Source organism: Alkalihalobacillus pseudalcaliphilus, assembly GCF_028610675.1.
Taxonomy (GTDB): domain Bacteria; phylum Bacillota; class Bacilli; order Bacillales; family Bacillaceae_D; genus Alkalihalobacillus; species Alkalihalobacillus pseudalcaliphilus.
The window spans coordinates 280,673-307,228 of the sequence record NZ_JAQQWS010000002.1 but is presented as its reverse complement, the minus strand read 5'-3'; the positions used below and the strand labels follow the sequence as shown (position 1 = coordinate 307,228).

Below are 26,556 nucleotides of genomic sequence, written 5' to 3'. Positions count from 1 at the left end.
AACTCTCCATGCTTATTTACATGAATACTAACCTGTTTATTTTTACGTCTTTTCTTCCTGAAATATGTAACTCCAATCATTTTGAAGTGGTTTTTGTAAGGTTTTGATTATTCCTTGTTTAATCAAAAAGTGTATGTTACCATAAAATAGAATTATATAGGACATCCACTAGGGGCGCCTTTTTTGGGCTGAGACAGTTTAACTGAACCCTTAGAACCTGATCTGGTTGATACCAGCGGAGGAAAGTGGAGCACGGATTATTGTCATGTAGACGTTTTATGAAAAACGCTTTATTTGGCATACTTTTCAAACATTCTGCTCCTCTACCATTTTTGGCAAGAGGAGTTTTTTATTTGAATAGAGAAGTAGGTTGAGTCCGTTGGCTATTGGGAAATGACTTTCAGGCAGGTTCGCCATGTTGTGATGTCCTCCAACTTAAAGGAGGAATTTTTGATGAAGTTTTCAGAGTTATTACGTAAGGAAGCAGACCCGGTTTTTGAGGCGATTTTTGAGCATCCTTTTATTCGTGGAATTGCTAAAGGCGATGTACCGAAGGAAGCGTTAATTCATTACGTCGAGCAGGATTATGAGTATTTGAGTACGTTTTGTCGCATTTATGGTTTAGCGGTATCTAAGTGTGAAGAGCGTCATGATATGGCATTTTTTCAGGAGCAAATTGGTTTTGTTCTAAATGATGAGGTACACCCACATAATAATTTTTGTCAGGTAGCGGGTGTTCAGTATGAGGATTTGCAAAAAGCCCCATTGGCGCCAACTGCTCATCATTATACGCGTCACATGCTAGAAGCTGCTCAAAGTGGTACCCTCGGTGAGACGTTAGCTGCCCTTGCTCCGTGCCCTTGGACGTATTATGAAATTGGCGTTCGCCTCGTTGAAGAAATCAACCCGGGACCTGAGCACCCATTTTATGATTGGATTCAATTTTATGCCAATGCAGAAGTCACTCAGATTGTCGAAACGTTTATTGAAAAAATTGACCAACAAGCCGAGCAAGCAAGTGAATCGGAAAAAACAAAAATGCTCGACCATTTCATCAAAAGCTGCCAGCTAGAGCATCAATTCTGGACGATGGCCTATGAGCAAGAAGACTGGCCAGTATCATTAAAAAAAGAAATAGTAAAATAATGAAAACGAGGGGTTTCCCTCGTTTTTTTATGCATAAAAGTATAGATACTATTCCATTAGCTGTTTCCACGGATGGCGAAAAAATGATTGATTAATCTGTTAACATTCGTTTAGATTAATAGATAAGATGGGATGCTGATCTTATTTTTCGTTCAATTCGCTCATGATAACACGTATATTCAACCAATGAGGAGGGGTGACATGCACAATCAATGGCCGTTGCAGCGGAAATTTCTCGTCCTTGTTTGTATATTAGTGACAGTAATTATGCTGATGGTAACGGTATTATATATATCCTTCGAGCGTGAGCAGATGCGACAAATGATTGGCCAACAAGCATTAACGACAGCCATTGCTGTTTCAGAAATACCAGAAGTAAAAAGGAGTATGGAGATAGATGGTGATGCGAGTGAGATTCAACCTTTTATCGAGAGAATCCGTATTCAATCGGGTGCCGAATTTATTGTCGTAGGTGATCGTAATGAAATTCGTTATACCCACCCCGACCCGAGTAAGGTAGGACAGAATATGGTCGGTGGTGATAATGAACAAGCTCTTGTTTATGGAGAAAGCTACGTCTCCATTGCTGAAGGTAGCCTTGGGATATCGGTGAGAGGAAAAACACCGATTTATGATGATGAACAGATTATTGGAGTTGTTTCTGTTGGGTTTATGGCATCGTATGTCGATTCACTATTCCAGCAAGGGTTACTTGGTTTCTTACTATGGCTGTCTTTGATTTTTATAATAGGTGTGATCGGTAGTTACTTACTTGCCCGCAGTATTCGTAATGATACATTTGGATTGGAGCCTTATCAAATTGCTCGTATGTATAAGGAGAGGGGCGCGATTTTAGAGTCAATAAAAGAGGGCTTACTTGCGACCGATCAAGCAGGGAATATTACGCTGGTTAATCATTCGGCTAAAGAAATTTTACACATCGAACAGGATGTTATCGGTAAGCCAGTTTTGGACGTATTACCGCACACCGAGTTAGCCCATGTTTTGTCAGACGAGCAAAGAGAGGGTTCCTACGAGACGACGATTCATCAGCAAGCTCTTTTAGTCCGCTATAAGTTCATTCATGACGATGGTCACTACGGTGGGAAAGTAGCTAGCTTTCAAGTCCGTTCAGATTTGCAGGAGCTTATTCATACATTGTCTGAGGTCCAGCAGTATTCTCAAGGCCTCCGAGCACAGACTCATGAATATACGAACAAATTGTATGCGATTTCAGGCTGGATGCAGCTTGGCCATCTTGATAAAGCCAAGCAATTTATTCATGAGGAAATAGGGAAACAGCATTCCTATGAAAAAGTTTTATTTGATCAAGTGGCAGACCCGACGATTCAAGCGGTATTGATTGGGAAAATCTCAAAAGCATCTGAAAAGAAAGTGGAGTTCTCCATTAATGAGGATAGTTTTGTTACGTATAGATGGCCCGATCAAACGACCAATCAGCTTGTTACGATTATCGGCAATGTTATTGATAATGCCTTTGACGCTGTTGCAATGGTTACCAAGCCGCAAATTGATATTTTCTTAACCGATATGGCTCATGATTTAGTTATTGAGGTGGCAGATAACGGTCTTGGCATTGCTAAAGAGCATGAGGACCGTATCTTAGAGCAAGGCTTTTCCACAAAAGAGGGAGAACACCGTGGTTTTGGTCTAGCACTTGTGCAAGCATCGTTGGCTGAGTTAGGTGGAACGTTAGAAATAACTAAAAATGAACCACAGGGCACCATTTTTATCATCTATATTCCAAAAGAAAGGGGCTAGGATCATGAATGTACTCGTCGCAGAGGATGATTTTCGTGTTGCAGAAATCCATCGCCATTATTTACAGGAGCTTCCTGGGATTAAGTATGTAGAACGTACAGCAAACGCGAATGAAACGTTGTTAAAGCTAAAAGATTGGCCTGTGGATTTGTTGCTTTTGGATGTTTATTTACCCGATAAGCTCGGTACGGAAATGATGGAAGATTTCAAAAAGGAAAATCCCGATTTACAAATTATCCTTATAACGGCAGCGACCGATATGGACATCGTTAAAAAAGCTTACTTGTCAGGTGCTGTTGATTATTTGGTTAAACCAATCGCATTAGAACGTTTAGCAGAGGCAGTCAAAAAAGCAGAGGCCAACTTGAAAATTCTTCAGTCTGAAGGAGAGGCTACGCAAAAGATCGTCGATGATTTATTCCAAGCGAAGCGTCTTAAGCTTGAAAAGGTGGAGGATTATCCAAAGGGCATTGACCAATTAACATTAGAAAAGGTGAAGGTCGTGTTGGAGGAGCAGAGAGAGGGAATGGCTGCCGAGGAAGTAGGTCAAGCGATCGGAGTCTCCCGTACGACATCTCGACGTTATTTAGAATATTTAATCTCTGTCGGTGAGGCCAAAGCTGAACTCGCCTATGGCATAGTAGGACGCCCAGAGCGAAAATACGTGTTACAAAAGAAAATCTAATGGGGGAGAGTAGTAGCTGAGGCTGCTACTTTTTTAATGGGGAAAATAAGGGGGGATTTATTTTGGGAATGTAGAGTGGCTGTGAATGCGCAGTCGTGAAGTGGGCAGATACTTGCAGTGCTGAGAACAGGAGAATAGGCGGAACTAGAGGAAGAAAAATGTCTCGCAGTGCTGAGAAAAGGAGAATACGCAGCAAAGGAGGAGGAAAACGTCTCGCAATGCTGTGGAAAAGAGAATACGCAGCAATGGAGAGAGAAAAGTGTCTCACAATGCTGCGAAAAGGAAATGCATAGCAGCAACAGTTCCAATTACAGCTTATACGGCCAGGCCCCAATTGCCGCTCGTGTGCATCAGAAGTGTATTTACAAATAATCATGCACAAAATGAACAAAATGTTCAGAATGTTATTAATGAACAATAAATTGAAAACGGTTACAAAAAGAAGTTGTGCAAGTAAAATGAGAAAAACTTAAGAAGGAGGGACTTACATTGAGGATGAAACTTTGGGCACTTAGTTGTCTTGCTTTTCTATTACTTGTGGGATGTTCTTTACCTGTTCAAAGTGGTTCAGTGAACGAGTACGGTGAATGGGTTCCAGACCGCTCGATTGAAATCATTGCTCCAGCTGGTGCAGGTGGCGGTTGGGACACAACGGCACGAATGTTAGCGCGGACGATTGACGAAGAAGGTTTTGCTAACCGTAGCTTTGGGGTGGTGAATAAGCCAGGCGGTGGTGGGGCAGTTGCTTGGTCTTATATTCATAAACGGAATGACCCACATAATATTTTTGTCAGTTCGCCACCGTTACATTTTGTGTACTTAAATGGACAATCCCCATATGGATATGAGGATTTCACGCCGATAGCAAATTTAATTGCTGACTACGGTGGTTTTGCAGTTAGACATGATGCGAAATGGGATACATTGGATGAGCTTTTTGAAGATATGAGAGAAGATCCTGGTAGTGTTACCGTTGTAGGGGCGTCTTCTCCGGGAAGTATGGATCATATGCAATTTATGATGGTCGCAGATAAAGCAGGTGTTGATATTACAAAAATTCGGTATATCTCTGACCAGGATGGTGGTGGGATGACTTCGGTCTTAAATGGTAGTGTCGATGTTATTTCATCAGGGGTTATGGATGTTGCCGATCAGGCACGTGCTGGAAAATTAAAGGTTCTTGCGATTACGGCACCGGAACGTCTTCAAGGTGATGAGTACTTGGAAACTCTGCCAACAGCGAAAGAGCAAGGGATAGACTCAGAGTTTATTGTTTGGCGAGGTATGTTTGGACCGCCAGAAATGACAGAGGAGCAGCTGGCTTATTATGAGGATGTTTTTCGACAAACGTCTGAATCGGAGGCATTTGCCAACATTCGTGATATGTACGGTTGGGATGAACAATTTATGGACAGTGAGGAATTTACGGAGTTTTTAAAGCAACAATCCGAGGACTTAGAGGCCATTTTAATTGAACTTGGCTTTATTGAAGAATAGGAGGGAGTTAAGAGCATGAATATAAACGTTAACAAAGGGCTCTCGCTGGCGTTATTTGTCATTGCTAGTATTTATTTAATCATGGCTTTTCAGCTTCCAGAGTATATCTTTGTTCCGGTTGATGCTGATCTAGTACCGAAATTGTTAGGTTTTTCCTTATTGGTATTATCGATTATTTTCTTTTTTAGTAAGGATGTTGATACGGAGGAGCAAAAACAAAAAAGAGTCATTCCTAAAAAGGATGCACTTATGCTGCTTGGTGTCCTCGGTATGATTCTTATTTATATTACGGTTTTAGAAGTGGTTGGCTTCGTCATTATGACCGGGTTTTTTATTGTGGCTTGCTCGCGATTTTTGGGCTATACGAATTGGAAGGTTCTGCTCATAACAGCTGTTATTTTCTCTGTTGGTGCCTATAGCATGTTTAACTATGGACTGTCGATTCGTTTACCATCTGGAATTTTACCATTTTAAATAAAGAGGGGAGTGAGATAAATGTTTGAAGGGATTATGCAGGGGTTTCAAGTGGCTTTTAGCTGGGAAGCGATCCTATTTGTATTTATTGGGGTATTACTTGGAACGTTAATTGGGATGATACCTGGTCTTGGTCCAATTAGTGCGATTGCGATTATGATTCCAGTGACTTATGGGATGAACCCGACTATTGCTTTAGTTATGATGGCCGGCGTTTATTACGGTTCGATGTATGGAGGCTCGACTTCTTCGATTTTATTAAATGCTCCAGGGGTTGCCGGAACGGTAGCGGCTTCCTTTGATGGTTACCCGATGGCTCAACAAGGAAAAGCGGGAAAGGCGTTAGCTATTTCGGCGATTGCTTCATTTATTGGTGGAACGGTCAGTGTAATTCTATTAATGTTATTTGCTCCAATGCTTGCAAGTGTAGCCATTATATTTGGTCCTCCAGAATATTTTGCCTTGATGTTATTAGGCTTGACGGCGATTGCAAGTCTATCAGAAGGCTCTACTATTAAAGCGTTAATTTCTGCCGTTCTAGGTTTTATGGTTGTCACGATTGGAATTGATTCGCAAACAGGAACGAGTCGTTTCACAATGGGTAGTGTGAATCTATTAGATGGCATCGATTTTTTAATCATTGCACTTGGTGTTTTCGCTCTAGCTGAAGTTTGTTTTTTAATTATTAATCGGAAGCAAAAGATGAAAGGTCTTAATAATATCGGTAGCTTGAAATTAACGAAAGAAGATTTTAAAGAAATGAAGGGCCCATTAACAAGGCAATCCTTTTTAGGGTTCTTACTTGGTGTGTTACCAGGTGCTGGGGCAACAATTTCTTCGTTTGTAGCTTATATTAGTGAGAAAAAAATTGCGAAAAAACCAGAGGAATTCGGAAAAGGTTCGATTAAAGGATTAACGGGTCCAGAAACCGCAAATAATGCTGCAACAAGTGGTGCCTTTGTACCGTTGCTTAGCTTAGGTATACCGGGTTCAGGAACAACCGCGGTCATGCTTGGTGCATTCCTCGTTCTAGGTGTCCAGCCTGGTCCTTTACTTATGACAGAAAACCCAACGGTATTTTGGGGTGTAATTGCAAGTATGTATATCGGTAATATATTCTTACTGATTTTGAACTTACCACTGATTCCTTATTTTGTAAAAATATTAAAAGTACCACGCCCTTTGTTGATTTCTTTAGTTGTCATTTCAAGTTTGGTCGGGGTATATGCGGTAAGCTTTAGCACATTTGATTTATATTTACTCGTTATTTTTGGAATAGTTGGTTACTTGATGAGGATATTTGCCTTCCCAGCAGCACCGTTTATACTTGCCTTTATTCTAGGTGGCATGATGGAACAGGCACTACGTCAGTCTTTAACAATCTCAGGTGGTTCATGGAGTATTTTCTATACAAGTCCGTTAGCTGTTACACTTTTTGTCGTGACGGTTTTAGCACTAGTCATCCCAGCATGGCGTGACCGAAAGCGAAGACAGAAAAATATCGAACCAACTGATGTAAATATGTAAGGATAAAAAAGATACCTGATTGCTAGGTGTCTTTTTTCTATTTAAGAGGGGCTTATATGAGTTAAGATAAACAGCATGATTTTTGGTAGTGGTAAGGTAAGTAGATCATCACCTATAGCATGAGAAAACTATCATAAAAAGCATACATGGGGGGCTCAAATCAATCTGAGATGGAGAAAAGGTAGAGTCGTGAGCTTGCGAGGTGAAAAATAGCCAGGGCAAAAGTAGAATCGCGGGGTTGTGGGCAGGAAAAGAGGAAGGAAGCCCGAGCAAAATACAAGTTTATAACCACCCAAACGTGATTGATGCACAACCTCCCTCCCCTAAGTTACATTTCCGTACGCTTTTCCTAACATAGCACTGATTTTTGCCCACCCAAAAGTGTACATGGTTATTTAATCGTTTCTGGACATTCCTAAATTAGGATTTATACACTTCCCTACCAAACACCTCGTCACTCGTACAAGCAAAACTGAAAGATAACTCATATCCTATTAAAAAGGAGAAGGATGTGAGTACGATGAAAGACTATTGGCCATATAAAAAGAAGAAGGTGATCGGACAAGGGAAAAATCGATTTTCTCAGAAATGTAAATCAAAAAAGCCTCGTTCTAAGTGTCACTCTATGAATTTGAGGTTACCATTTACCTTTACTAAGGTTGATAGCTCAACCAATCTACCATTAGGAGGAGCTCTATTTCGATTAGTGGATCAGTATGGAGACGTACAAGAAGAGGTTTCTGATTCTAGCGGACGAGTGCGTTTTTTATTACAAATTGAGATGATCTATCATTTAATGGAAGTTACACCGCCACTTGGTTATACGCCTAATCGACAAATGTATAAGGTTCGAATTGACCGATTTGGTGTAACATGGGTGAATAATTTTCAAAGCAATGAATTGGTTATTCCTAATTCGCCTGGTCAACCAGGTATAGTCGGTGAGTTTACCGCCTTAAAGCGTATGTATACTTCGCTTTCCCCACTCCCAGGTGCAATTTATACCCTTTATCAAGAAGGAATACCAGTCGATCAAGCCACATCGAGCCGCTTAGGTGAAGTGAATTTTAGCCATTTAGCACCAGGTTCTTATGAGTTAATAGAAACCGGAATACCAGCAGGTTATCGTCCGTTTGAACCAAGTTATCTAGTAGAAGTAGCCACATCAGGTGAGGTCACAATTAATGGTGAAGAGGCAGATGGCTTCCTATTATTTAACATGGAAGAAGCAGAACTGAATTTCGAAAAGTTGTCTTTTCCAGATATTTCGCCTTTAAGTGGTGCCCTCTTTGAACTTCTTGATAGCAGTGGGACTGTCATAAATACTCAAATTTCTGATCCACTCGTTAATTTCGCAATAGTGGAACCAGGAAATTATACGCTCGTTGAAAGTAATGCTCCTCCTAGCTATGTAGATAATCAAACAAGTTATGATGTTTTTGTCTCACCGTTTGGATATATCACAATCGATGGTTTTCCATTAGCCAATTATCAATTTGGTAATAGTACGGGACAATTGTTATTACAGCTTGCCGAAAGTGAGACGTATCGCCCTTTGCAAGATGTTGTTTTTGAAATTGCCCGACAAGATGGTACGGTGATAGGAACATTTACGACTAACTCCTCAGGATTTATTGAACAGGCTTTGCCAGACGGTGAATACAGAGTTCGTCAAGTAAGTGCTCTACCTGGTTATCAAATAGACCCAGTGACGTATATGATTGAGGTGAACGGAGGTGTGGTGACAAGTATTAATGGAGTAAGTCCAGACAATGGGGGCTTACTTGTACAAAATAAACCTACAATTCAAGGGCAAATTATAACCTCTTACGTTGATGAAGATGGAAGGTCTTTAGCAGCTGACACGGTTCAAATTGAAAACGGGCAATATGTCATAACACCAGATCAACTTTTAGAAATTCCAGGATACACATTGATAGGATTAGTACCTGAAAGTGCTCCATTAGTTGGGATTAGTTATCCTGATACACCTACTCAAATCCAATTCCTGTATAGGGTTAACCCATGACTAATAGTACCACGTTAGAGTGGGTAGGTGCTCCACATGATCAGAGGGAAAAAAGAGAAAGATGGTTTTTCCCTTTTAAGGGTGGATTTTTATGCAATGTTATTTTTACTTTTTGACTGGTGGCCTTTTGTTCAATTGGACTTTGCTTTTTTACTTGGGGGCTTTTCATTCATTCAGTTCTATTTCTTATTCATTTTTATATTTGTTGTAAGAATGATTTTGAATTTGAGAACTGCAGTCACCCAGCGGACGAAAACATGCGGAGACACCCGTGGGAAGCGGATCATGATTTTCGGTAGCGGCAAGTAGAACTCCGCACATCATCATTAGCATCACTTCCATCCAAAAGTTCTTCTCATCCAAGTGATAGAAAAGCATGATGAGCAAGGGCTTTTTTCATTTTTATAAAAATATGCTATGAAAAATATACATTTAATGAAATAATATAAAAGGAGTTAGAAAAGTAAAAAAGTAATTGAAATCTTGATATCAAGGTAATGTAAGCGTTTTGGTTTTTATTTCTACCTTCGAATCATAAGAGTTCTACTTTTTTATCCTGACTAAATGGTTTATAATTATTAGATAATAGAGGAATTTCAAATAAATATAACAGATATAAGGATGGGAGAAATGGGCAATCGAGAAACGAAGTCAGATGTTATTTTAATCGGTGCGGGTGTGATGAGTGCGACATTGGGCTCGTTGTTAAAAGAATTAGCACCGCATTGGAAAATGAAAGTATTTGAAAAGCTAGCTAGTGCTGGTGAAGAAAGCTCAAACGAATGGAATAATGCAGGAACAGGTCACGCTGCTCTTTGTGAACTTAATTATACATCCGAAAAGCCAGATGGTTCAGTTGATATAAGTAAAGCTATCAATGTAAATGAACAATTTCAAATCTCAAGACAATTTTGGGCCTATCTCGTACAGAGCAATGTAATCCGTAATCCTAAAGATTTTATTATGCCAATCCCTCATATTAGTTTAGTACACGGTGCTGAGAATGTTCAGTTTTTGAAAAAACGTATGGAAGCGCTATCAAATAATACATTATTTCATGGTATGGAATACACAGAAGATATTCACAAACTTAACGAGTGGATGCCGCTTGTTATGAATGGAAGAAAAACGGATGAGCCGATCGCAGCCACAAAGATTGATAGTGGTACGGATGTTAATTTCGGTTCGTTAACACGTATGCTTATTAGTCATCTTAACGAACAAAATGTCGAAGTGCATTTTCAACATAGCGTTAAGGATCTCAAAAAAGACTCGAGTGGTTTATGGAAATTAAAAATTAAAAATGAACAAACAGGAGAAGTCGAATATCATTCTGCTAAGTTCGTTTTTATTGGTGCAGGCGGAGGCAGCCTTCATCTTTTACAAAAAACAGGTATACCAGAATCGAAACAAATTGGCGGATTCCCTGTTAGTGGTTTATTTATGGTCTGTAAGAACAAGGAAGTCATTGAAAAGCATCATGCAAAAGTATATGGAAAAGCGAAGGTAGGAGCACCGCCTATGTCTGTGCCACACCTAGATACTCGTTATATTAATAATGAAAAGTCGTTATTATTTGGTCCATTTGCTGGCTTCTCACCTAAATTCCTGAAGACAGGATCCAATATGGATTTAATTTGTTCTGTCAAACCAAACAACTTTTTTACGATGCTTAGTGCGGGGATGAAGGAAATGGGTTTAACGAAATATCTCATTCAACAAGTACTTCTTTCGAATGAAAAGCGTCTAGAGGAGCTTAGAGAATTTATTCCCGATGCTCAGCTAGAAGATTGGCAAATGATTGTGGCAGGTCAGCGTGTACAGGTAATTAAGGATACAGTCGAAGGTGGAAAAGGAACGCTACAATTCGGGACAGAGGTTGTAACAGCAGGCGATGGTTCCATTGCTGCCTTACTGGGTGCCTCACCGGGTGCATCCACAGCTGTAAAAGTTATGCTTGATGTGTTAGCTCGATGTTTTCCTAAGGAAATGAAGGGCTGGGAGCCTAAAATAAAAAAAATGATTCCATCTTACGGTTTAGCGTTGATGGATCACCCGAAGCATTTTCACGAAATGATTCGCACGACCGATAAAATCCTTGGTCTTGGTGAAGAGCCGTCTAAGGAGAAAATCTTAAGTTAAAATAAAGGCATTTTTCGGAACCTTTTGTATGTAAGGGCTGTCTTATTCTGTTTTCAGAAAATGAGGCAGTCTTTTTTGTTTCGTTATTTATCAGTTGGTTGGGCAGGAATACCCGATGTCTATTTCGAATACAAGTTTCATAACAAGTGAAAGGGAGTGTTATGATGAGCAAGCATGTTCGCACTTTTTTCTTTTTTCCCGATGTATTCATTGTCACTTTGCTTTTTCTAGCCGGCCTTATATTTACCTTATACCATGTATCATTACTCGCATTTGTATACATTCTTGCTGGAGCATTCAGTTATGCACTTAGTGAATATGTCGTCCACCGCTTTGTCTTTCATATGAAGCCACCTAAGCAACAATTTTTCTTAAGATTGCTTAAGCGATTGCATTACGATCATCATACACATCCAAATGAGCTTCACCTTTTATTTTTACCATGGTGGTTTAGTTTACCAGGTCTATTTATTATCTGTGCGATTATTTATGGATTTACGTCAAATATCGTGCTGACACTCGCTTTTGCTACAGGGTTACTCGGTTATTTCCTTTTTTATGAATGGTCTCATTTTGTCGCACATCGGCCGATTCAACCGAAAACCGCCTTTGGACAAAAATTGAAAAAGCATCATTTGCTTCATCATTTTAAGAATGAGAATTATTGGTATGGGGTGACACATACTTCGCTAGATAAAACGATGGGTACGTGGAAGGAGCAAAATGAAGTTGATAAAAGTCAGACCGCTAAAAGGCTAGAGCACCGGTAAGAATTCCAATCCAGTCCATACTTTGCTCATAAGCTATATAAGTAGTAGAAAGGCTTTTGAATAGAGGGTGAGGAATATGAAGAAAAATGATTAGCGAAAATGGGAATCCAGTAGCGGGGTAATCGGCCTATGCACCAGCCAATGACTAGCAAAGGCGGCTGCGATTGAGACCCTAGCTGTAAATGTGGCACAGCTTGTATGAATACTTGTCGTTGTTCCGTTAATCTACCAGATTTTGTGACCTTTGGAGGTCTAATTAGTGAAGAAGGTACGATTACGAGTAGAAGTGGATTTACTGTTCAGCATACTAGTTTAGGTGTGTATACGGTACGTGTTGAAGAGCCTTATACTTTGTTGCCATAGGACAGTTTAACGATTGATGTCGATTTCCTTTTAACAGGTGAAAGTAATAGTCGCTTTGGGATTGCTCTGGTAATAATGTGGAATTTATTCAATTTTACAAACTGATTTCCGTTATTTTACTTTTATGATTGAAGGGAACGAAATTGTACAGACAGACTTACCTGTTAACTTTTCAATAACAGGATTAGAATAGAAAAGTTGTCCCTCTTTTGGTTACGTGACCAAATGAGGGACTTTTTTATGGAGAAAATCTGACAAAGAGGCTTTTATCGTGGGGATGATTTTGGAATATAGTTTTATCTTGGAATATATTGTATTTTTATAAGGTTTACTTAGCTAAAAGGACTATATGAAAATACGAAAATAGTAGCAAGGTAAAAATAATAAAAAATAGAATTACTAGAATGTTAAAAATTAAAAGGGTGAAGGAGTAGGTTATACGTGGTGAAAAAGTCGTTGGTTAAGATTCATTTATTAGTTCTTATATTCATTTTAGGTTTTCTTCCATTAGGCCATTCGGTATCGGCCAATAATCTAGTTATGAAGGAAGCAAAAACGGGTGCAGAGCTTGTTGGGGAGATTGATGTTACATCAGATGAGGTAACGTCGGTCATTATTGAGCTTGAGACACCATCTGTCGTTGAATCCAAGCATAGTGGAACGGTCAAAACACAATCGAGTCTATCAAAAGCACGAACACAAGTTATAAATGGAATAGATAAGGTCATTAATGAGGCGAAAATCATTCAAGAGTATGACTATCTTTTTTCTGGCTTCGCTGTTGAATTGACAGCCAATGAAGTACCTGCTTTATTAACGATTCCTGGTATTAAGGCTGTTTATCCGGACATTACCTACACGGTTACATCTGTAGGTGAAACAGAAGTTGTAGAAGAGGATGTATATCATCCCAATATGTTAGATAGTGCTCCACATATTGGGGCAGATGTCGCGTGGGAGTCAGGGTTAACTGGAGAAGGCATCACAGTGGCAGTTATTGACTCAGGGGTTGATTATACGCACCCTGATTTAGAGCATGCATTTGGTGACTATAAAGGCTGGGATTTTGTAGATAATGATGACGACCCACAGGAGACACCTGCCGGTGATCCGCGAGGCAGAGCGACCGATCATGGTACACACGTAGCTGGTACGGTGGCAGCTAATGGTCTCATTAAAGGGATAGCTCCAGATGCAACTTTACTTGCTTATCGTGTTCTTGGTCCAGGTGGGACAGGCTCGACAGCGAATGTTATCGCTGGGATTGAAAGAGCGGTGCAAGATGGTGCAGATGTGATGAACCTATCGCTCGGTAATACGTTGAATTTACCTGATTTTGCAACAAGTATTGCCTTAGATTGGGCGATGAAAGAAGGGGTTGTAGCTGTAACTTCGAATGGTAACAGTGGACCTAATAATTGGACGGTTGGTTCACCAGGTACGTCTCGTGACGCAATTTCAGTAGGAGCTACAGATCTTCCCTATAATATCTATACTTCGGAGGTTGTGACTTCTGGGAATTTAAGGCTAGCTTCTGCTAAGGTGATGGGTTTCCCTACAGATGAGGCGATTTTGTCCCTTGATGGACAAACCTATGAATATGTAAATGTAGGGTACGGGGCACCTGAAGAATTTGATGGTGTCGATGTAGAAGGAAAAGTTGCTTTAATTAGTCGAGGTGCAGGCATTGCTTTTGTTGATAAAGCCCAAGCGGCTAAGAATGCAGGAGCCGTCGCGGCAATTATCTATAATAATGTAGAAGGAGAAATTGTAACGGTTCCTGGTACAGCGATTCCGACGATTAGAACGACGGCAGAAGATGGTGCCAAGTTATTGGAGGAGCTTAACAAAGGTGAAAATGAGGTGACGTTTTCGATTGAATTCAGTCATGAATATGGTGAATCGGTTGCTAGTTTCTCATCTAGGGGTCCTGTAACAGATACGTGGATGATTAAGCCTGACGTTTCTGCACCGGGTGTTGGGATTGTGAGTACGATTCCTACACATAATGCGGCACAGCCACACGGGTATGGAGCGAAAAACGGTACAAGTATGGCTTCACCACATGTAGCCGGAGCTGTAGCTCTTCTTTTACAGGAAAATCCTGATTGGGATGTTGATTTTATTAAGTCTTCCTTGATGAATACGGCCGAAACACTGATAGATCCTGAGACAGGTAAGGGTTATCCTCATAATACGCAAGGGGCAGGAAGTATTCGAATTGTCGATGCGTTAGAAACTGAAACGCTTGTTACACCTGGTAGTCACTCATTTGGAATTTTTGATAAGAAAAAAGGTAAACAAGTGGAAAGACAGCATTTCACGATTTGGAACCTTTCTGATAAAAGGGAAACCTATACATTTGAAGTAGATTTAAAGGATGCGGAAAAAGGCATTAAGGTGATGACTAGTAATAATTTACGTGTGAACCCAGGGAAATCACAAAAGGTTAATATGAACGTTCAAGTTGACGCTAGTAAGCTAGATCCTGGTTACTATGAAGGGACGATAACGATTAGTAACGGTAAAGACCGTGCCGTTGTGCCGACGATTTTATTTGTCCAAGAACCCGATTATCCACGTGTGGCCAATCCATATATCATACAAGCAGGAGCCGGTTCTTATGAAATCGGTGGCAATCTGCCTGGCGGAGCAGAAAATGTTGAAATCTTTATTTATCAATCAGATAGCCAAGGGACACCTATAGCTTACCTTGGAGACATAGGTTACGTAGAGAATGTGAAGCCAGGATATGATACCGTCTTTAAATGGGATGGCACAGTTAATGGTGAAAAGCTACAGGCTGGTTTCTACAATGTGTATCTCTATGCAACAAAGAAAGGGCAATCTGATTTAGCAGGAGTGAACTTCCAAATAAGGCAATAACATTTAGGCGAAATGATAGAAGACCGACTAGTGAAGGTAGAGAGGCTAGTCGGTTTTTTGATGTGCACTAGTATGTGTGGATAGCTAGATGGTGAAAGGGAAACGGTGGGTACTGCACTGCAACGGTGATGTGCAGTGCCGATTGGATCGCAGGAGATATGCGGTGGAGGGAGGGGGAATACGTGGGCAGGTGAACAAGGTGGAGGGATAAGACAAGCGTAGGCAGTGCTGCTGGAAAGGGCTGAGGTGTTGTAGGGAAAGGTGAGAAGTAGTAACGTAAGCCTCTGAAAAGGGCTCTAGTATTGTAGGGAAAGCTGAAATCACAGGGTTTCGGGATGGAAAAGAGAGAGGAAGCCCAGGCAAACACGGAATCACGGGGTTGCGAGCAGAAAAAGAGAGAGGAAGCTCGGGCAAAAGCGGAATCACGGGGTTGCGGCTTGAAAAAGAGAGAGGAAGCCCGTTCAAACGCGGAATCACGGGGTTACATGCCGGAAAATGAGAAGAAAGCCCGAGCAAACGCGGAATCGCGGGGTGGCGCTTGAAAAAGAGGAAGAAAGCCCGAGCAAACGGGGAATCGTGGGGTTACATGCCGGAAAATGAGAAGAAAGCCCGAGCAAAAGCGGAATCACGGGGTTGCGGCTTGAAAAAAAGAGAGGAAGCCCGGGCAAAAGCGGAATCGCGGGGTTACGGGCAGAAAAAGAGAGAAGAAGCCCGAGCAAAAGCGGAATCACGGGGTGGCGGCTTGAAAAAGAGAGAGGAAGCCCGAGCAAAAGCGGAATCACGGGGTTGCGAGCAGAAAAAGAGAGAGGAAGCCCGAGCAAAAGCGGAATCGCGGGGTTACATGCCGGAAAATGAGAAGAAAGCCCGAGCAAAAGCGGAATCACGGGGTTGCGGCTTGAAAAAGAGAGAGGAAGCCCGAGCAAAAGCGGAATCACGGGGTTGCAGGCAGAAAAAGAGGAAGGAAGCCCGAGCAACAGGAGATGCGCAGTGTTGTGCGTGGAAAATACATAGAGATCGTAACAAGCATATAAAAAAGACTTGTCTAAGAGGCTATCTCTACATATGATTAGAAGAAAGGAGCTTATTTTCCATAAAAGCTATCTAGAAGGAGAATGCCAATGCATGCTCATGAAATTCGCTATCCTGTAAAGTTGTGTTTAGATAATGGCGATCTTAATCCGGAAAGTATTGGGTGGGCGAGGCAACCGCTCATTGATTGCAATCTAAGTGGCCATTTTGGCAGGAAGAAGAAATGGAATTATTGGTGTCTCACAAGTCCTGACTTTCTTTTTTCAGTGACCATTTCTCACCTTGATTATGCAGCCGTGATGTTTATTTATGTATTGGATTTGAACACACTTAAGTTTTTTGAAAAAACAGAATTATTCCCCCTAGGTCGGGAATTGGACATGCCTGATCAAGTGAATGAATCGGTGACTTTTCATGGAAAACATATGAATATTGAGTTTTTAGAAGCGTCCACACATACACGAATTCATGTGCAAATTCATCACTTTAGCCAAAAGAATGAAGTTTTACGAGCGGATTTTATTCTTGATCGGTCTGATGAGCCGGAATCTTTAAACGTGGTCATTCCATGGAGTAAGAAGAGGTTTCAATTTACATCTAAGCAGCCTGCTTTACCAGCGAGTGGGAAAGTACAATGGGGAAAAAAGGAGTACCTTTTTCAACCAGACTCTGCCTATGGCTGTTTGGATTTTGGTCGAGGGATATGGAAGTATTCTTCAACATGGAACTGGGGAGCAGCATCAGGGAAAAGTGCTGCCGGTCATGTGGTGGGTTTGAATTTTGGCGGACAATGGACGGTTGGTACGGGTCAAAATGAAAATGGATTAATTATTGATGGAAAGCTTCATAAAATTCATGAAGAGTTGCAATGGACTTATGATCAAAATCAGTGGATGAAACCTTGGCAAATAAAGACGGTACAGTCTACACGGGTCGATCTTAGCTTTACGCCCATTTATGAAAGAGAAGCATCCACAAACGTCGTCATTGTGCAATCTAGCGTACACCAGATGATTGGTTATTATAATGGTCGTGTTGTCGATGATGAAGGTGTGGTTCATTGGATTGACTCGATGTTAGGGTGGGCAGAAGACCATCAAGCGAAGTGGTAAAAAGATGCATGGTTGGCGAGAACCATATGCGTCTTTTTTTTCGTCAATCGTGTGAATATGAGTTGGCGGAAAAAACACATTAGTCGGTACATGAGATGAATATGTTAATTGACGAGACGGAAAATCATAAAGCGGATGTGCTTCATTCTCTACAAGATGTTGAAACGGCTATTTCCAAAGGAATAGAGAGTTCATTCGACCCTTCTTCAATCAAAAACTCTTAACAACCTAGAATTTCCATAATATGAATAGTGAAACCAATCCATACCCTCTTACGTATCTCCAAGTAAGAGTTTTTTTGAACGAGGAAAAAGTGAAGGGAGGGTGGGGGCATGAAGCGAATACATAATGGGTGGCTTATTTTGTTAGTGTTCTTGTTACTTGTTGCTTGTAGTGTATCTACAACAGAAAAGGCAGATGACATCATTGCAAAGCTTTTTGATGAAGAATATGAAGTGATCGTTGATAGTTATTTTGCTGATGAACTTAAGGAACGGTTAACCGTAGATGAGCTGAGGGAGCAATGGGAAACCATTCATCAAGTACATAGCCATTTAGAGAATCAACAGGGGCCAAAAGTAAGTCACAATAATCAGCATGATATTGTCGAGTATTTATATGATACTGAACAAGGTACAGTCAAAATGAGGATGATATTTGACGAGTCAAAACAGTTAACGAGTTTAAACTTTTCTGATGAGGTGATTGTCCAAATGCCAGAAGGTGTGATGGAAGAAGAGGTGACTGTTGGAGAGGGTAATGAGTTTGAGTTAGGTGGTACGATAACGGTACCGAGTGAAATAGAAGGTAAGATTCCTGTTGTTGTCATTGTTCATGGCTCGGGGCCTAATAATCGTGATGGCGAAATGCTGGAATTAACGCCTTATCGTGATATTGCATGGGGTTTAGCGGAGCGTGGTATTGCATCTATTCGTTATGATAAAAGAACTTTAATCTACCCAGAGGCTTTTATGAATCAAGATTTTACTTGGTATGAAGAGACTGTAGATGATGCTGTTTTGGCAGCGGAAATCGTTTCAAGTGACGACCGGTTTGATCAGGTTTATTTGGTGGGACATAGCTTAGGAGGAATGGCAGGGCCTGTCATTCTTTCAGAAAGTGATAGATTTGATGGGTTCATTTCTCTAGCTGGATCTTTGCGGTCTTTTTCCGATATCATTATGGATCAGTTTGAATATCTTCATCAAACTGGTCATGTACCAGAGGAGCAATTAGAACGGATAAGAGTCGAATATGAAAAAAGCAAAAAGTTACATGAGCTAGATGGAGGTGAAACGGTCTTTGGGCTTCCTGTTACTTATCTAAATACGATGGAGGACTTTCGTTATGAAGCCTTCTTTGAAGAATCAAAGAAGCCAATCTTTATTGTGCAGGGTGAGGATGATTACCAAGTAACCTTCAAGGATTATCAAAGCTGGCAGGAAGCTTTAGAGAATTATGAACCCGTTACTTTTCAGTTATATCCAGGGTTAAATCATTTCTTTGTTCATTATGAAGGGCCTCACAAGGGGACTCCAAATGAATATGGATATGGGGGAAGTTTTTCAGAAGACGTGTTAGATGATATGGCACGATGGATGGAGTAAATAAACTAAGGAGTGTTGTTAGGTGAAGAAGTGGATGATTCTCGCTCTAAGTGTTTTCGTTTTAGTAGCATGTGGCAGCGAGGAAGATGGTAACGAAGCGATTATTGATGAGGCAGAGGCGTTTATTGAGCATTTAGAAAATGGCGATTTTGAAGCTGCGTCAGGCTATTTTTCTGATGAAATGAAAGAACAATTATCTGCAGAAGAACTTGAGCAAGTGTATGGTGAATTAAATGAAATGTTAGGGGAGTTAGTGAGTTACGAGTATTCGGACATGCAAGTGCCTGAAGAGGGTGTCCAATCCCTTATTTTTGCCGCAGAGTTCGAAACGACTTCAGCGAGTTTAATTGTAACATTTGATGATCATCAAGAGATTATTGGATTTTTTGTTCAGTAGAGCTTGATGACTTAGGTGATTGCCAAAGTGTTAAGAAAATTTTTTCACTTTCGTCGTAGCAGTCACGATCCGCAAAATAAATTGAAAGCCAGTAGCGGTTTACAAAGAGTAAACACTACTGGCTTTTTTGTGTGGAAGCTAACCTTTGTCGTTAGGATAGCACAGGTCCCTTATTTACTTTCAGTTATTTGATTGGTAAGTAAAATAATCAAAGTCGGCATGTTGTTTTTCACCAGAAGTATCCTGGCATTGCATTCCTACAAAAGCTCCAGTGAAAAAGCCACCGCCTTGAACGAAATCATCTGATAGTTTATAAGAGTCAAAGTCTATCTCAATGTCCTGCCATGATTGTCCGTCTAATGAATAAGAGTAACGATACGTTTCCGTTTGGACATTTACACGCATATACACGTACTCAATGTCTTCAGGAATGGTCACTTCATTATTCAGTAATGGCTGACCGAAATGAGTGTTTTCACAAGTTGTTATCGTTAAAATTCGTCCCTTTGCTTCATCCAAAGTTAGTTGGAGGGCGGTCCAATTCTCCGTATTATAATAGTTTACTAGGCCGGCAGCCTGTTGGAACGTAGATGGGTTAAACTTCACTTTTGTTTCAGCTTGGAATTCAAAGTGTTGCCATCTTCTTGCAACAAATGCTTGCGTGAAGGTTGAAGTTAAGGATTCTTGACCGTATAATCGCAAATGGCCTGGCTTATCGACTAAGTTACATATTTTTTCGCTTAAAGGAATTCGTAATGTTTGGAAATGAAGGCTTAATGAATCTCCATCAAAATGATCGGTGTGCGGCTCTTCCTCCCAAATGACTTCCTCCATCTTAGGCCCTTCAATTTCTAAAGCAGGCTCATTCCCACCGACTACATACGGCCAATCGTTATGCCATTCAAGTCTTTGAATAGCGGTTTCACGGCCAAGTGGACAATAGCCACGATTTAAGGTGATAGGCTGGTCCTGCCTCGGTAATGGACGCCCTGTTAAATGAACAAGAAACCATTCATCCGTATGAGTATGAACAATTGAAGCGTGCCCGGCTTTTTGCAGCGGATTTCGTATAGATGGATAAGATGTAATTAATGGGTTTTCAGGGTGAACTTCATAGGGACCCCATAAGTCTTCCGAACGTGCAATGGTCGCCTGATGTTCGAATCTTGTACCACCTTCAGCTGTTAAAAGATAATAATATCCATTTAATTTATAGAGGTGTGGGGCTTCTGTTAGTTTAATATCAGTTCCTTTAAAAATGACTTCTTTTTTACCAACTAATTTGTTCTGTTTGGGGTCGAACTCTTGCATAACAATGCCGTAGAAGCTATGGTTTTGTAAGCGATGGTCCCACACCATGTTGACAAAAAATTTGCGGCCATCATCGTCATGGAAAAGAGAAGGATCGAAACCTGAGCTGTTTAAATGGGTAGGCTCCGACCATTCCCCATCAATTGTTTCACAAGTAACGAGGTAATTGTGACAATCCTTCCATTGCCCTCCTGTTACTTTGACGTCTGTATAGATTAACCAGAATTGTCCGTCTGCATAAGAGAGTGCAGGGGCCCACACGCCTCCTGAGTTAGGATTTCCCCACATGTTGAGTTGACTTAAGCGGTTAAGAGGACGACTGACTAGTTTCCAGTTCTTTAAATCCTTGGAGTGATAGATTCCAACACCTGGAAACCATTCAAATGTTGAGACAGCAATGTAGTAGTCTTCCTCAACACGGCAAATAGAAGGGTCAGGGTTAAAGCCTGTTAAAATAGGATTCTGAATCGTTGTCATAAAAAATTTCCACCTTTCAAATGTAAGATTAGTTGGATTTTATGTAGGCAGTCGTTAACTGTTACACACGAAAAAGTAATTCAATACAGGACTTTGGGCTTTTCTATAAGGTTTCTAAGTTCATCGTGATAAAATATTCGGTCGAAAAAGCGGCAACACCTAAAGCGGCTGAGCGTTTATTTAACTCTGAAAATTGAAGTTTTGTAACAGCCTCAGGGTTTGTTAGCTTTGAACTTTTGAGCTGTCTTTCTAAATCAACATGCAGCCACTTTTTTAATTCGGCTAAGCGATTGCCGATAATGATTTGTTCAGGATTAAAGATATTAATCATATTTTTGAGGCCGACAGCTAGATTTTTCCCTAATTGATGAATGACAGCTAATGTCCTTTCGTCCCCTCGTTCGGCTAAGTCGATAATCGTTTCAAAGGCACCATATAGCTGATCCTTACTAATAACGCCTTCTTTTAAAGCGGTTTGAAGCAACGCTCTTTCGGAGGCGTATAGTTCCCAGCAACCTTGGTTTCCACAATTACATATAGGGCCATCCATTTGAATCGTCATATGTCCGAGCTCGCCACTTAGACCTTGTTCACCTAGATAAAGCTCATTATTAAAGATAAGGCCTACACCAATACCTATGCCGCCACTAACATAGATGAGGTCCTTGTACAATTTGCCTGCTCCAAAGCGTTTCTCTCCATATGCCCCAGCATTGGCTTCATTATGAATCGTGACAGGTACATCATATTTGTCATTCACCATTTGTTTGAGATTTATGTTTCGCCAATGTAAGTTAGGAGCCATTAAGACTTCACCATCTTTATTAACCGTAGCCGGTACACCGATTCCGATTCCAATGACGGAATAAGGACTTTTAGGAGTATTCTCAAAAAGTTCATCAATGACCATAAAGAGATGTGTTAGAACATTGTCTAAGGATGTGTCGTCGATCTCGACTTTCTTTTCAATGACAATTTTTCCTTGAAGGTCGGTTAGTAGGGCAAGGATATAATTGACGCCGATATCGATACCAATTGAATAACCTGCTGCTTGATTAAATAAAAGCATAACAGGTCTTCGGCCCCCGCTAGAAATACCTGGTCCTGATTCAAGGATTAAATGTTCATCAATAAGCTCGCTCACGAGGGAGGAGACGGTGCCCTTGTTTAGACCGGTTTGTGCAGCTAGGGAAGCTCTTGAAATGGGATAGTGGTCGATTAATGTGTGTAAAATTAAGGCTTTGTTTCGTTGCTTAACAACATGTTGATTGAATGTTTGAAGCAATTGATTCCCTCCTTTTGTATGAAAGTGGATAGGTGTACGTGCTGCTCGTTTTGCCTGGTAGTATTCGTTTGTTTAACTACTAGTATATACATCTGTAAGCGTTTTCCAATATAAAATTGAAGAATTTATGTATATTCATTATACACTTAGTTTATCCACTAGACAAACATTGTTTTACGCGCTATTCTAAATTTACAGTTAGTTCAGAAAGTGAACTGACATATCAAAGGGGGAAATTGCAATGATGAAAAAGAAAGCGTTTACAGTGTTGGCGGTTGTTTTTCTTGTTTTATTAGTGGCTGTTGGTTGTTCTAATTCCGACGGTGAAACAGGAAATTCAAACGGCCAGGCAACAGTTGACTTTATGCATTTATGGCCACAAGGTAGCTCGGCGGAGCATTATCGTATCGTTAATGAGATTATTGCAGACTTTGAAGAAGAAACAGATATTTCTATTAATCTACAGGTGTTAAGTAATGAACAATATAAAGACCAAATCACAGTATTATCTTCGTCAAATGAATTACCAGATGTCGGGATGACTTGGGCGGCTGGCTATCTTGATCCTTTTGTAGAAGGAGAGCGTTTTACGCCATTAGATGATTTATTAGATGACGGATTAAGAGAACAGTTTGTGGCAGGCACATTAGAGGCCTATGAGAAAGATGGAAGTACGTATGGTTTACCTTTAGAGCTTAATACGGTTTATATTTACTACAATAAACAGATTTTTGAGGAATATGGTTTAACAGAACCATCTACGTATGATGAGTTATTAGAAATTGTACAGACGTTAAATGATAATGGTGAGAATGCGATTGCATTAGGGAACAGAGACCGTTGGACTGGTTCAATGTGGTATATGTATTTAGCGGACCGAATCGGAGGAAGCGACACATTAACGAATGCGATTGAACGTACGGGTTCTTTTGAAGACCCTGCATTAGTTGAAGCGGCAGCTAAGGTACAAGAGCTTGTTGAAAACGATGCATTTGTTAGTGGTTTTAATGGGTTGGCTGATGAAGAAGCAAAAAGTATGTTTATGAATGAGCAGTCTGCTATGTATATGATTGCAACTTGGGATTTACCAAACTTCACGACTAATGAAGATGTACCACAGGAGTTTAGAGATAGTGTGGGATACTTTGCATTCCCTACTGTAGAAGGTGCAGGGGACCCAAACAGTTTTGTTGGAGGACCAGGTGTCGGTTTATTTGTAAGTGAGAACTCGGATGTACAAGAGGAAGCCAAGCAATTTGCTGCCTATTTTATCGAGCAATGGGGAGAGAGGGCCGTTGCTGAGGCGGGGGTTATTCCAGCAACTATTGTTGATGGTGCAGGATTAGATTTGCCAGAGATGTATGTAGAGGTATTAGATGATTTAAATAATGCGACCAATCTTACTCTTTATGCAGATGTACAAATGACAGCAGCGGCAGCCCAGGAACACTTAGACTTAATCCAGTCGTTATTTGGATTACAAATTACGCCTGAGGATTTTGCTGAGTTACATGAAAGAGCTTTAGAAGAGTAAAGAGTGTTGGCTCATGCAATCAGGAATCATACGTAGATAAATGTCAGTAGGGGCAAGGCGAATCAAGGAAGTCTGCCCCTCACCACTCTAAGTAATTGGGGATGTGTTATATGAATAGAGTAATGTCCAATAAGTGGTTTATTACCTTATATTTATTGCCGGCATTGTTGCTAGTAGGGATTTTAATTTTTATCCCTTTAATTTTAACTGGTTATTATGGGTTGATGAAATGGGATGGAATTGGTGCCATGCAGTTTATAGGTTTAGAGAATTACCAAAGAGTTATCCAGGATATGCGTTTTTGGGATAGTGCCAAACACTCTTTTCTATTAGCTGTATTTTCGACCTTAAGTTTAATTATCTATTTACTTATTTCCATGATTCTAGCTTCTAAGATTAAAGGAGCAGATTTATTAAGGAAGTTATATTTAATACCAATGCTCTTATCCTCTGTTGCGATTGCCCAGCTGTGGATTAAGGTATATAACCCAGCTAATGGAATGTTAAATACGATATTGGCTTGGTTTGGAGTTGAAAATCCTCCTTTATGGTTAGCAAACCCAGACATTGTTTTATACTCGATTTTTATACCAATTTTGTGGCAATACGCTGGTTTTTATATATTAATCTATTATGCAGCCTTAAAAGGAATACCAGATTCAATTGTAGAAGCGGCTAAAATTGATGGAGCAAGCCCTTTTCAAATCGCTTATCGCATAAAACTACCTTTAATTATGGGGATAGTGAAAGTAACGGTTGTATTAGCGGTCGTTGGGTCATTAAAATATTTTGATTTGATCTATGTGATGACAGGCGGGGGGCCTAACGGAGCCAGTGAGGTTATGGCATCCTACATGTATAAGTTAGCCTTCGGTCAAAATAATTTTGGTTACGGTAGTGCCGTCGGATTTATGTTATTACTGATTACACTCATCGTTACGTATATCATTCGTAAAGTGACAGCTAATAAAGAAGAGCTGCAATATTAAGGGGGAGATTGAATGAGCCGCATAGGTTACTTTCTTTTGTATGTGACGTTAGGACTTGTCGCCTTGTTTCAAGTCTTTCCGATCGTCTGGTTATTCTTATTCTCATTAAAAGATAATCGCGAAATTTTTGCAGGGAATCCATTTGCTTTACCCGAGCAGATTAAATGGGAGAATTATTTAACCGTTTGGGAAGCGGGGATTGGCAATTACTTTTTTAATAGTATTTGGATTACGCTCGTTGCGATTTTATTGACGTTGCTATTTAGTAGTATGGCTGTCTTTGTGATAACGAGGATGAAGTGGAAGTTAAATAAGCTGGTATTAGGTATTTTTATGATTGGTTTAATGATTCCGATCCATTCTTCATTAATTCCGTTGTTCAGCATGTTTTTGAATGTGAATTTAATTGATAATCCTTGGTCGATAGTTATTACGTATACGGCGTATAATCTACCCATTACGATTATGATTTTACTAGGTTTCTATTATACGATACCAAAAGAAATTGAAGAAGCTGCCATCATTGACGGGGCGTCTTTACACAGACTATTCTTTCGTATCATTTTACCGATCACAACACCAGTGCTATCTACGACGGCGATTATTAATATGATTTATAACTGGAATGAATTTGTGTTTGTAAATACATTTATTAGTTCAGATAAGTATAAGACGCTCACCGTGGGAATTCAAAATTTTGTTGGACAGTATATGACCGACTGGGGAGCGATCGGCGCGACACTTGTCATTAGTGTGCTACCGATACTCGTCGCTTTCTTTTTCTTTAGTAATAAAATTGTAGAAGGGATTTCTGCAAGTGCGGTGAAAGGTTAAGAGATATTTGATTGTTTCTCTTCAACTTTTTGAAAAGCCCTTTGAGCAAATAGCGAAGTCACTAAAGCATAAAAGCTAGAACCAAAAATCATAGCAATAGCTGGGAATACGTAAATCAGCAAGGAAAAAGCAACGAAGGTCACGATGATTCCTAGAGATTGAATAGGGCTGACTAGCATGATGAAAAAGGCGTTTTTATATAAAGCTGCTAGGCTACTATCATAATGAACATAAGTAGGAAACACATAAAAAATGAAAAGTCCAAATAGGAGCATACCGGCAAATAGTAAGGCGGTTAACAGGCTTAGTGTTATATCCATATTGAAATAGAGAAATAAGAGATTAAATCCAACGATAGAACCAATTATAAAAAGAGGAAGCCCAAATACATTACTTCTTTTAAATTCTTGTTTATATATGTGCCAAAATCGTTGGAAAATCGGGAAGTCATACTCACCTTGCAGCCATTTTCTCATGATTGTGAAAAGAGCTATCGTTGCAGGAAAAAGTCCAAAAAAGAAAAAGCCTAGTAGTGTCGTAGCCAACCATAATATGTTTATATAGGCAAAACGCGTGATCCATTCCAAAATGTGATAGAGAGTACGACCCATAATAAACTCCTTTTTGTGTTTTTTCTCTTATTATACTAGGAAAAAGAATCAGTATGTTCATTTACTAGA

The 26,556-nt window shown here is 40.2% G+C and carries 22 protein-coding genes and 1 riboswitch; of the genes, 18 read left to right on the top strand and 4 right to left on the bottom strand.

The features are described from left to right. Nucleotides 1–160 precede the first annotated feature (160 nt). A riboswitch (TPP riboswitch) is annotated at nt 161–261 on the top strand. Nucleotides 262–453: 192 nt separating this feature from the next. The 12 genes from tenA to PQ479_RS08055 all read left to right on the top strand — a co-directional run bounded on the left by tenA (nt 454) and on the right by PQ479_RS08055 (nt 15,301). Further along, entirely contained in the window at nt 454–1,146 is a 693-nt protein-coding gene (gene tenA / locus PQ479_RS08110; RefSeq protein ID WP_047986718.1) for a thiaminase II, read from the top strand. Nucleotides 1,147–1,347: 201 nt separating this feature from the next. Further along, a complete protein-coding gene (locus PQ479_RS08105; RefSeq protein ID WP_047986719.1) occupies nt 1,348–2,928 on the top strand; it encodes an ATP-binding protein in 1,581 nt (526 codons plus the stop codon). Nucleotides 2,929–2,932: 4 nt separating this feature from the next. Beyond that, nucleotides 2,933–3,613, top strand: coding sequence for a response regulator (locus PQ479_RS08100; RefSeq protein WP_047986720.1), 681 nt, complete (start codon nt 2,933–2,935; stop codon nt 3,611–3,613). A 495-nt stretch (nt 3,614–4,108) separates the two neighbouring features. Next, complete coding sequence (locus PQ479_RS08095; RefSeq protein WP_047987032.1) at nt 4,109–5,110, top strand: tripartite tricarboxylate transporter substrate binding protein; 1,002 nt, start codon at nt 4,109–4,111, stop codon at nt 5,108–5,110. Nucleotides 5,111–5,125: 15 nt separating this feature from the next. After that, nucleotides 5,126–5,584: a tripartite tricarboxylate transporter TctB family protein gene (locus PQ479_RS08090; RefSeq protein ID WP_047986721.1), complete on the top strand. Its 459-nt coding sequence runs from the start codon at nt 5,126–5,128 to the stop codon at nt 5,582–5,584. Nucleotides 5,585–5,605: 21 nt separating this feature from the next. Continuing rightward, nucleotides 5,606–7,111 carry a tripartite tricarboxylate transporter permease gene (locus PQ479_RS08085; protein ID WP_047986722.1) on the top strand — a complete coding sequence of 502 codons (1,506 nt, stop codon included), beginning with the start codon at nt 5,606–5,608 and terminating at the stop codon, nt 7,109–7,111. A 520-nt stretch (nt 7,112–7,631) separates the two neighbouring features. Then, nucleotides 7,632–9,140: an MSCRAMM family protein gene (locus PQ479_RS08080; RefSeq protein WP_047986723.1), complete on the top strand. Its 1,509-nt coding sequence runs from the start codon at nt 7,632–7,634 to the stop codon at nt 9,138–9,140. Nucleotides 9,141–9,176: 36 nt separating this feature from the next. Then, nucleotides 9,177–9,449: a hypothetical protein gene (locus PQ479_RS08075; RefSeq protein WP_047986724.1), complete on the top strand. Its 273-nt coding sequence runs from the start codon at nt 9,177–9,179 to the stop codon at nt 9,447–9,449. 321 nt (nt 9,450–9,770) lie between these two features. After that, a complete protein-coding gene (gene mqo, locus PQ479_RS08070) occupies nt 9,771–11,282 on the top strand; it encodes a malate dehydrogenase (quinone) (protein WP_047986725.1) in 1,512 nt (503 codons plus the stop codon). 161 nt (nt 11,283–11,443) lie between these two features. Further along, a complete protein-coding gene (locus tag PQ479_RS08065) occupies nt 11,444–12,052 on the top strand; it encodes a sterol desaturase family protein (RefSeq protein WP_047986726.1) in 609 nt (202 codons plus the stop codon). A 198-nt stretch (nt 12,053–12,250) separates the two neighbouring features. Continuing rightward, nucleotides 12,251–12,415 carry a hypothetical protein gene (locus PQ479_RS08060; RefSeq protein WP_273716912.1) on the top strand — a complete coding sequence of 55 codons (165 nt, stop codon included), beginning with the start codon at nt 12,251–12,253 and terminating at the stop codon, nt 12,413–12,415. Between the two features lie 444 nt (nt 12,416–12,859). After that, nucleotides 12,860–15,301: a S8 family serine peptidase gene (locus tag PQ479_RS08055; protein ID WP_047987033.1), complete on the top strand. Its 2,442-nt coding sequence runs from the start codon at nt 12,860–12,862 to the stop codon at nt 15,299–15,301. Nucleotides 15,302–15,774: 473 nt separating this feature from the next. On the opposite strand, the gene PQ479_RS08050 is transcribed toward PQ479_RS08055, so the two are convergent. Further along, nucleotides 15,775–16,275 (bottom strand): hypothetical protein, encoded by a 501-nt coding sequence (locus PQ479_RS08050; RefSeq protein WP_273716910.1) that lies wholly within the window; start codon nt 16,273–16,275, stop codon nt 15,775–15,777. Nucleotides 16,276–16,419: 144 nt separating this feature from the next. Between PQ479_RS08050 and PQ479_RS08045 the strand changes: the two genes are divergently transcribed. The 3 genes from PQ479_RS08045 to PQ479_RS08035 all read left to right on the top strand — a co-directional run bounded on the left by PQ479_RS08045 (nt 16,420) and on the right by PQ479_RS08035 (nt 19,446). Continuing rightward, a complete protein-coding gene (locus PQ479_RS08045; protein ID WP_053070251.1) occupies nt 16,420–17,442 on the top strand; it encodes a DUF2804 domain-containing protein in 1,023 nt (340 codons plus the stop codon). 332 nt (nt 17,443–17,774) lie between these two features. Continuing rightward, entirely contained in the window at nt 17,775–19,049 is a 1,275-nt protein-coding gene (locus PQ479_RS08040) for an alpha/beta hydrolase (protein ID WP_047986731.1), read from the top strand. 22 nt (nt 19,050–19,071) lie between these two features. Further along, nucleotides 19,072–19,446 carry a DUF3887 domain-containing protein gene (locus PQ479_RS08035; protein WP_047986732.1) on the top strand — a complete coding sequence of 125 codons (375 nt, stop codon included), beginning with the start codon at nt 19,072–19,074 and terminating at the stop codon, nt 19,444–19,446. A gap of 180 nt (nt 19,447–19,626) precedes the next feature. On the opposite strand, the gene PQ479_RS08030 is transcribed toward PQ479_RS08035, so the two are convergent. Next, complete coding sequence (locus PQ479_RS08030) at nt 19,627–21,234, bottom strand: glycoside hydrolase family 43 protein (protein WP_047986733.1); 1,608 nt, start codon at nt 21,232–21,234, stop codon at nt 19,627–19,629. A gap of 103 nt (nt 21,235–21,337) precedes the next feature. Further along, nucleotides 21,338–22,519, bottom strand: coding sequence for an ROK family transcriptional regulator (locus PQ479_RS08025; protein ID WP_047986734.1), 1,182 nt, complete (start codon nt 22,517–22,519; stop codon nt 21,338–21,340). A 241-nt stretch (nt 22,520–22,760) separates the two neighbouring features. Between PQ479_RS08025 and PQ479_RS08020 the strand changes: the two genes are divergently transcribed. From PQ479_RS08020 to PQ479_RS08010, 3 genes are all read left to right on the top strand, one after another. Next, nucleotides 22,761–24,053 (top strand): extracellular solute-binding protein, encoded by a 1,293-nt coding sequence (locus PQ479_RS08020; RefSeq protein WP_047986735.1) that lies wholly within the window; start codon nt 22,761–22,763, stop codon nt 24,051–24,053. 110 nt (nt 24,054–24,163) lie between these two features. Then, nucleotides 24,164–25,042 (top strand): carbohydrate ABC transporter permease, encoded by an 879-nt coding sequence (locus PQ479_RS08015; protein ID WP_047986736.1) that lies wholly within the window; start codon nt 24,164–24,166, stop codon nt 25,040–25,042. Between the two features lie 12 nt (nt 25,043–25,054). Then, entirely contained in the window at nt 25,055–25,876 is an 822-nt protein-coding gene (locus PQ479_RS08010; protein ID WP_047986737.1) for a carbohydrate ABC transporter permease, read from the top strand. Here PQ479_RS08010 and PQ479_RS08005 read toward each other — a convergent pair. Continuing rightward, nucleotides 25,873–26,487, bottom strand: coding sequence for a YesL family protein (locus tag PQ479_RS08005; protein ID WP_047986738.1), 615 nt, complete (start codon nt 26,485–26,487; stop codon nt 25,873–25,875). The two genes, PQ479_RS08010 and PQ479_RS08005, sit on opposite strands and share 4 nt — an antisense overlap. Nucleotides 26,488–26,556: the final 69 nt, after the last annotated feature.

Excerpts from the sequence above, each read along its gene's own strand:
- tenA (WP_047986718.1), top strand. The coding sequence starts at position 454 with ATGAAGTTTTCAGAGTTATTACGTAAGGAAGCAGACCCGGTTTTTGAG.
- PQ479_RS08105 (WP_047986719.1), top strand. The coding sequence starts at position 1,348 with ATGCACAATCAATGGCCGTTGCAGCGGAAATTTCTCGTCCTTGTTTGT.
- PQ479_RS08100 (WP_047986720.1), top strand. The coding sequence starts at position 2,933 with ATGAATGTACTCGTCGCAGAGGATGATTTTCGTGTTGCAGAAATCCAT.
- PQ479_RS08095 (WP_047987032.1), top strand. The coding sequence starts at position 4,109 with ATGAAACTTTGGGCACTTAGTTGTCTTGCTTTTCTATTACTTGTGGGA.
- PQ479_RS08090 (WP_047986721.1), top strand. The coding sequence starts at position 5,126 with ATGAATATAAACGTTAACAAAGGGCTCTCGCTGGCGTTATTTGTCATT.
- PQ479_RS08085 (WP_047986722.1), top strand. The coding sequence starts at position 5,606 with ATGTTTGAAGGGATTATGCAGGGGTTTCAAGTGGCTTTTAGCTGGGAA.
- PQ479_RS08080 (WP_047986723.1), top strand. The coding sequence starts at position 7,632 with ATGAAAGACTATTGGCCATATAAAAAGAAGAAGGTGATCGGACAAGGG.
- PQ479_RS08075 (WP_047986724.1), top strand. The coding sequence starts at position 9,177 with ATGATCAGAGGGAAAAAAGAGAAAGATGGTTTTTCCCTTTTAAGGGTG.
- mqo (WP_047986725.1), top strand. The coding sequence starts at position 9,771 with ATGGGCAATCGAGAAACGAAGTCAGATGTTATTTTAATCGGTGCGGGT.
- PQ479_RS08065 (WP_047986726.1), top strand. The coding sequence starts at position 11,444 with ATGATGAGCAAGCATGTTCGCACTTTTTTCTTTTTTCCCGATGTATTC.
- PQ479_RS08060 (WP_273716912.1), top strand. The coding sequence starts at position 12,251 with ATGAATACTTGTCGTTGTTCCGTTAATCTACCAGATTTTGTGACCTTT.
- PQ479_RS08045 (WP_053070251.1), top strand. The coding sequence starts at position 16,420 with ATGCATGCTCATGAAATTCGCTATCCTGTAAAGTTGTGTTTAGATAAT.
- PQ479_RS08040 (WP_047986731.1), top strand. The coding sequence starts at position 17,775 with ATGAAGCGAATACATAATGGGTGGCTTATTTTGTTAGTGTTCTTGTTA.
- PQ479_RS08030 (WP_047986733.1), bottom strand. The coding sequence starts at position 21,234 with ATGACAACGATTCAGAATCCTATTTTAACAGGCTTTAACCCTGACCCT.
- PQ479_RS08020 (WP_047986735.1), top strand. The coding sequence starts at position 22,761 with ATGATGAAAAAGAAAGCGTTTACAGTGTTGGCGGTTGTTTTTCTTGTT.
- PQ479_RS08015 (WP_047986736.1), top strand. The coding sequence starts at position 24,164 with ATGAATAGAGTAATGTCCAATAAGTGGTTTATTACCTTATATTTATTG.
- PQ479_RS08010 (WP_047986737.1), top strand. The coding sequence starts at position 25,055 with ATGAGCCGCATAGGTTACTTTCTTTTGTATGTGACGTTAGGACTTGTC.
- PQ479_RS08005 (WP_047986738.1), bottom strand. The coding sequence starts at position 26,487 with ATGGGTCGTACTCTCTATCACATTTTGGAATGGATCACGCGTTTTGCC.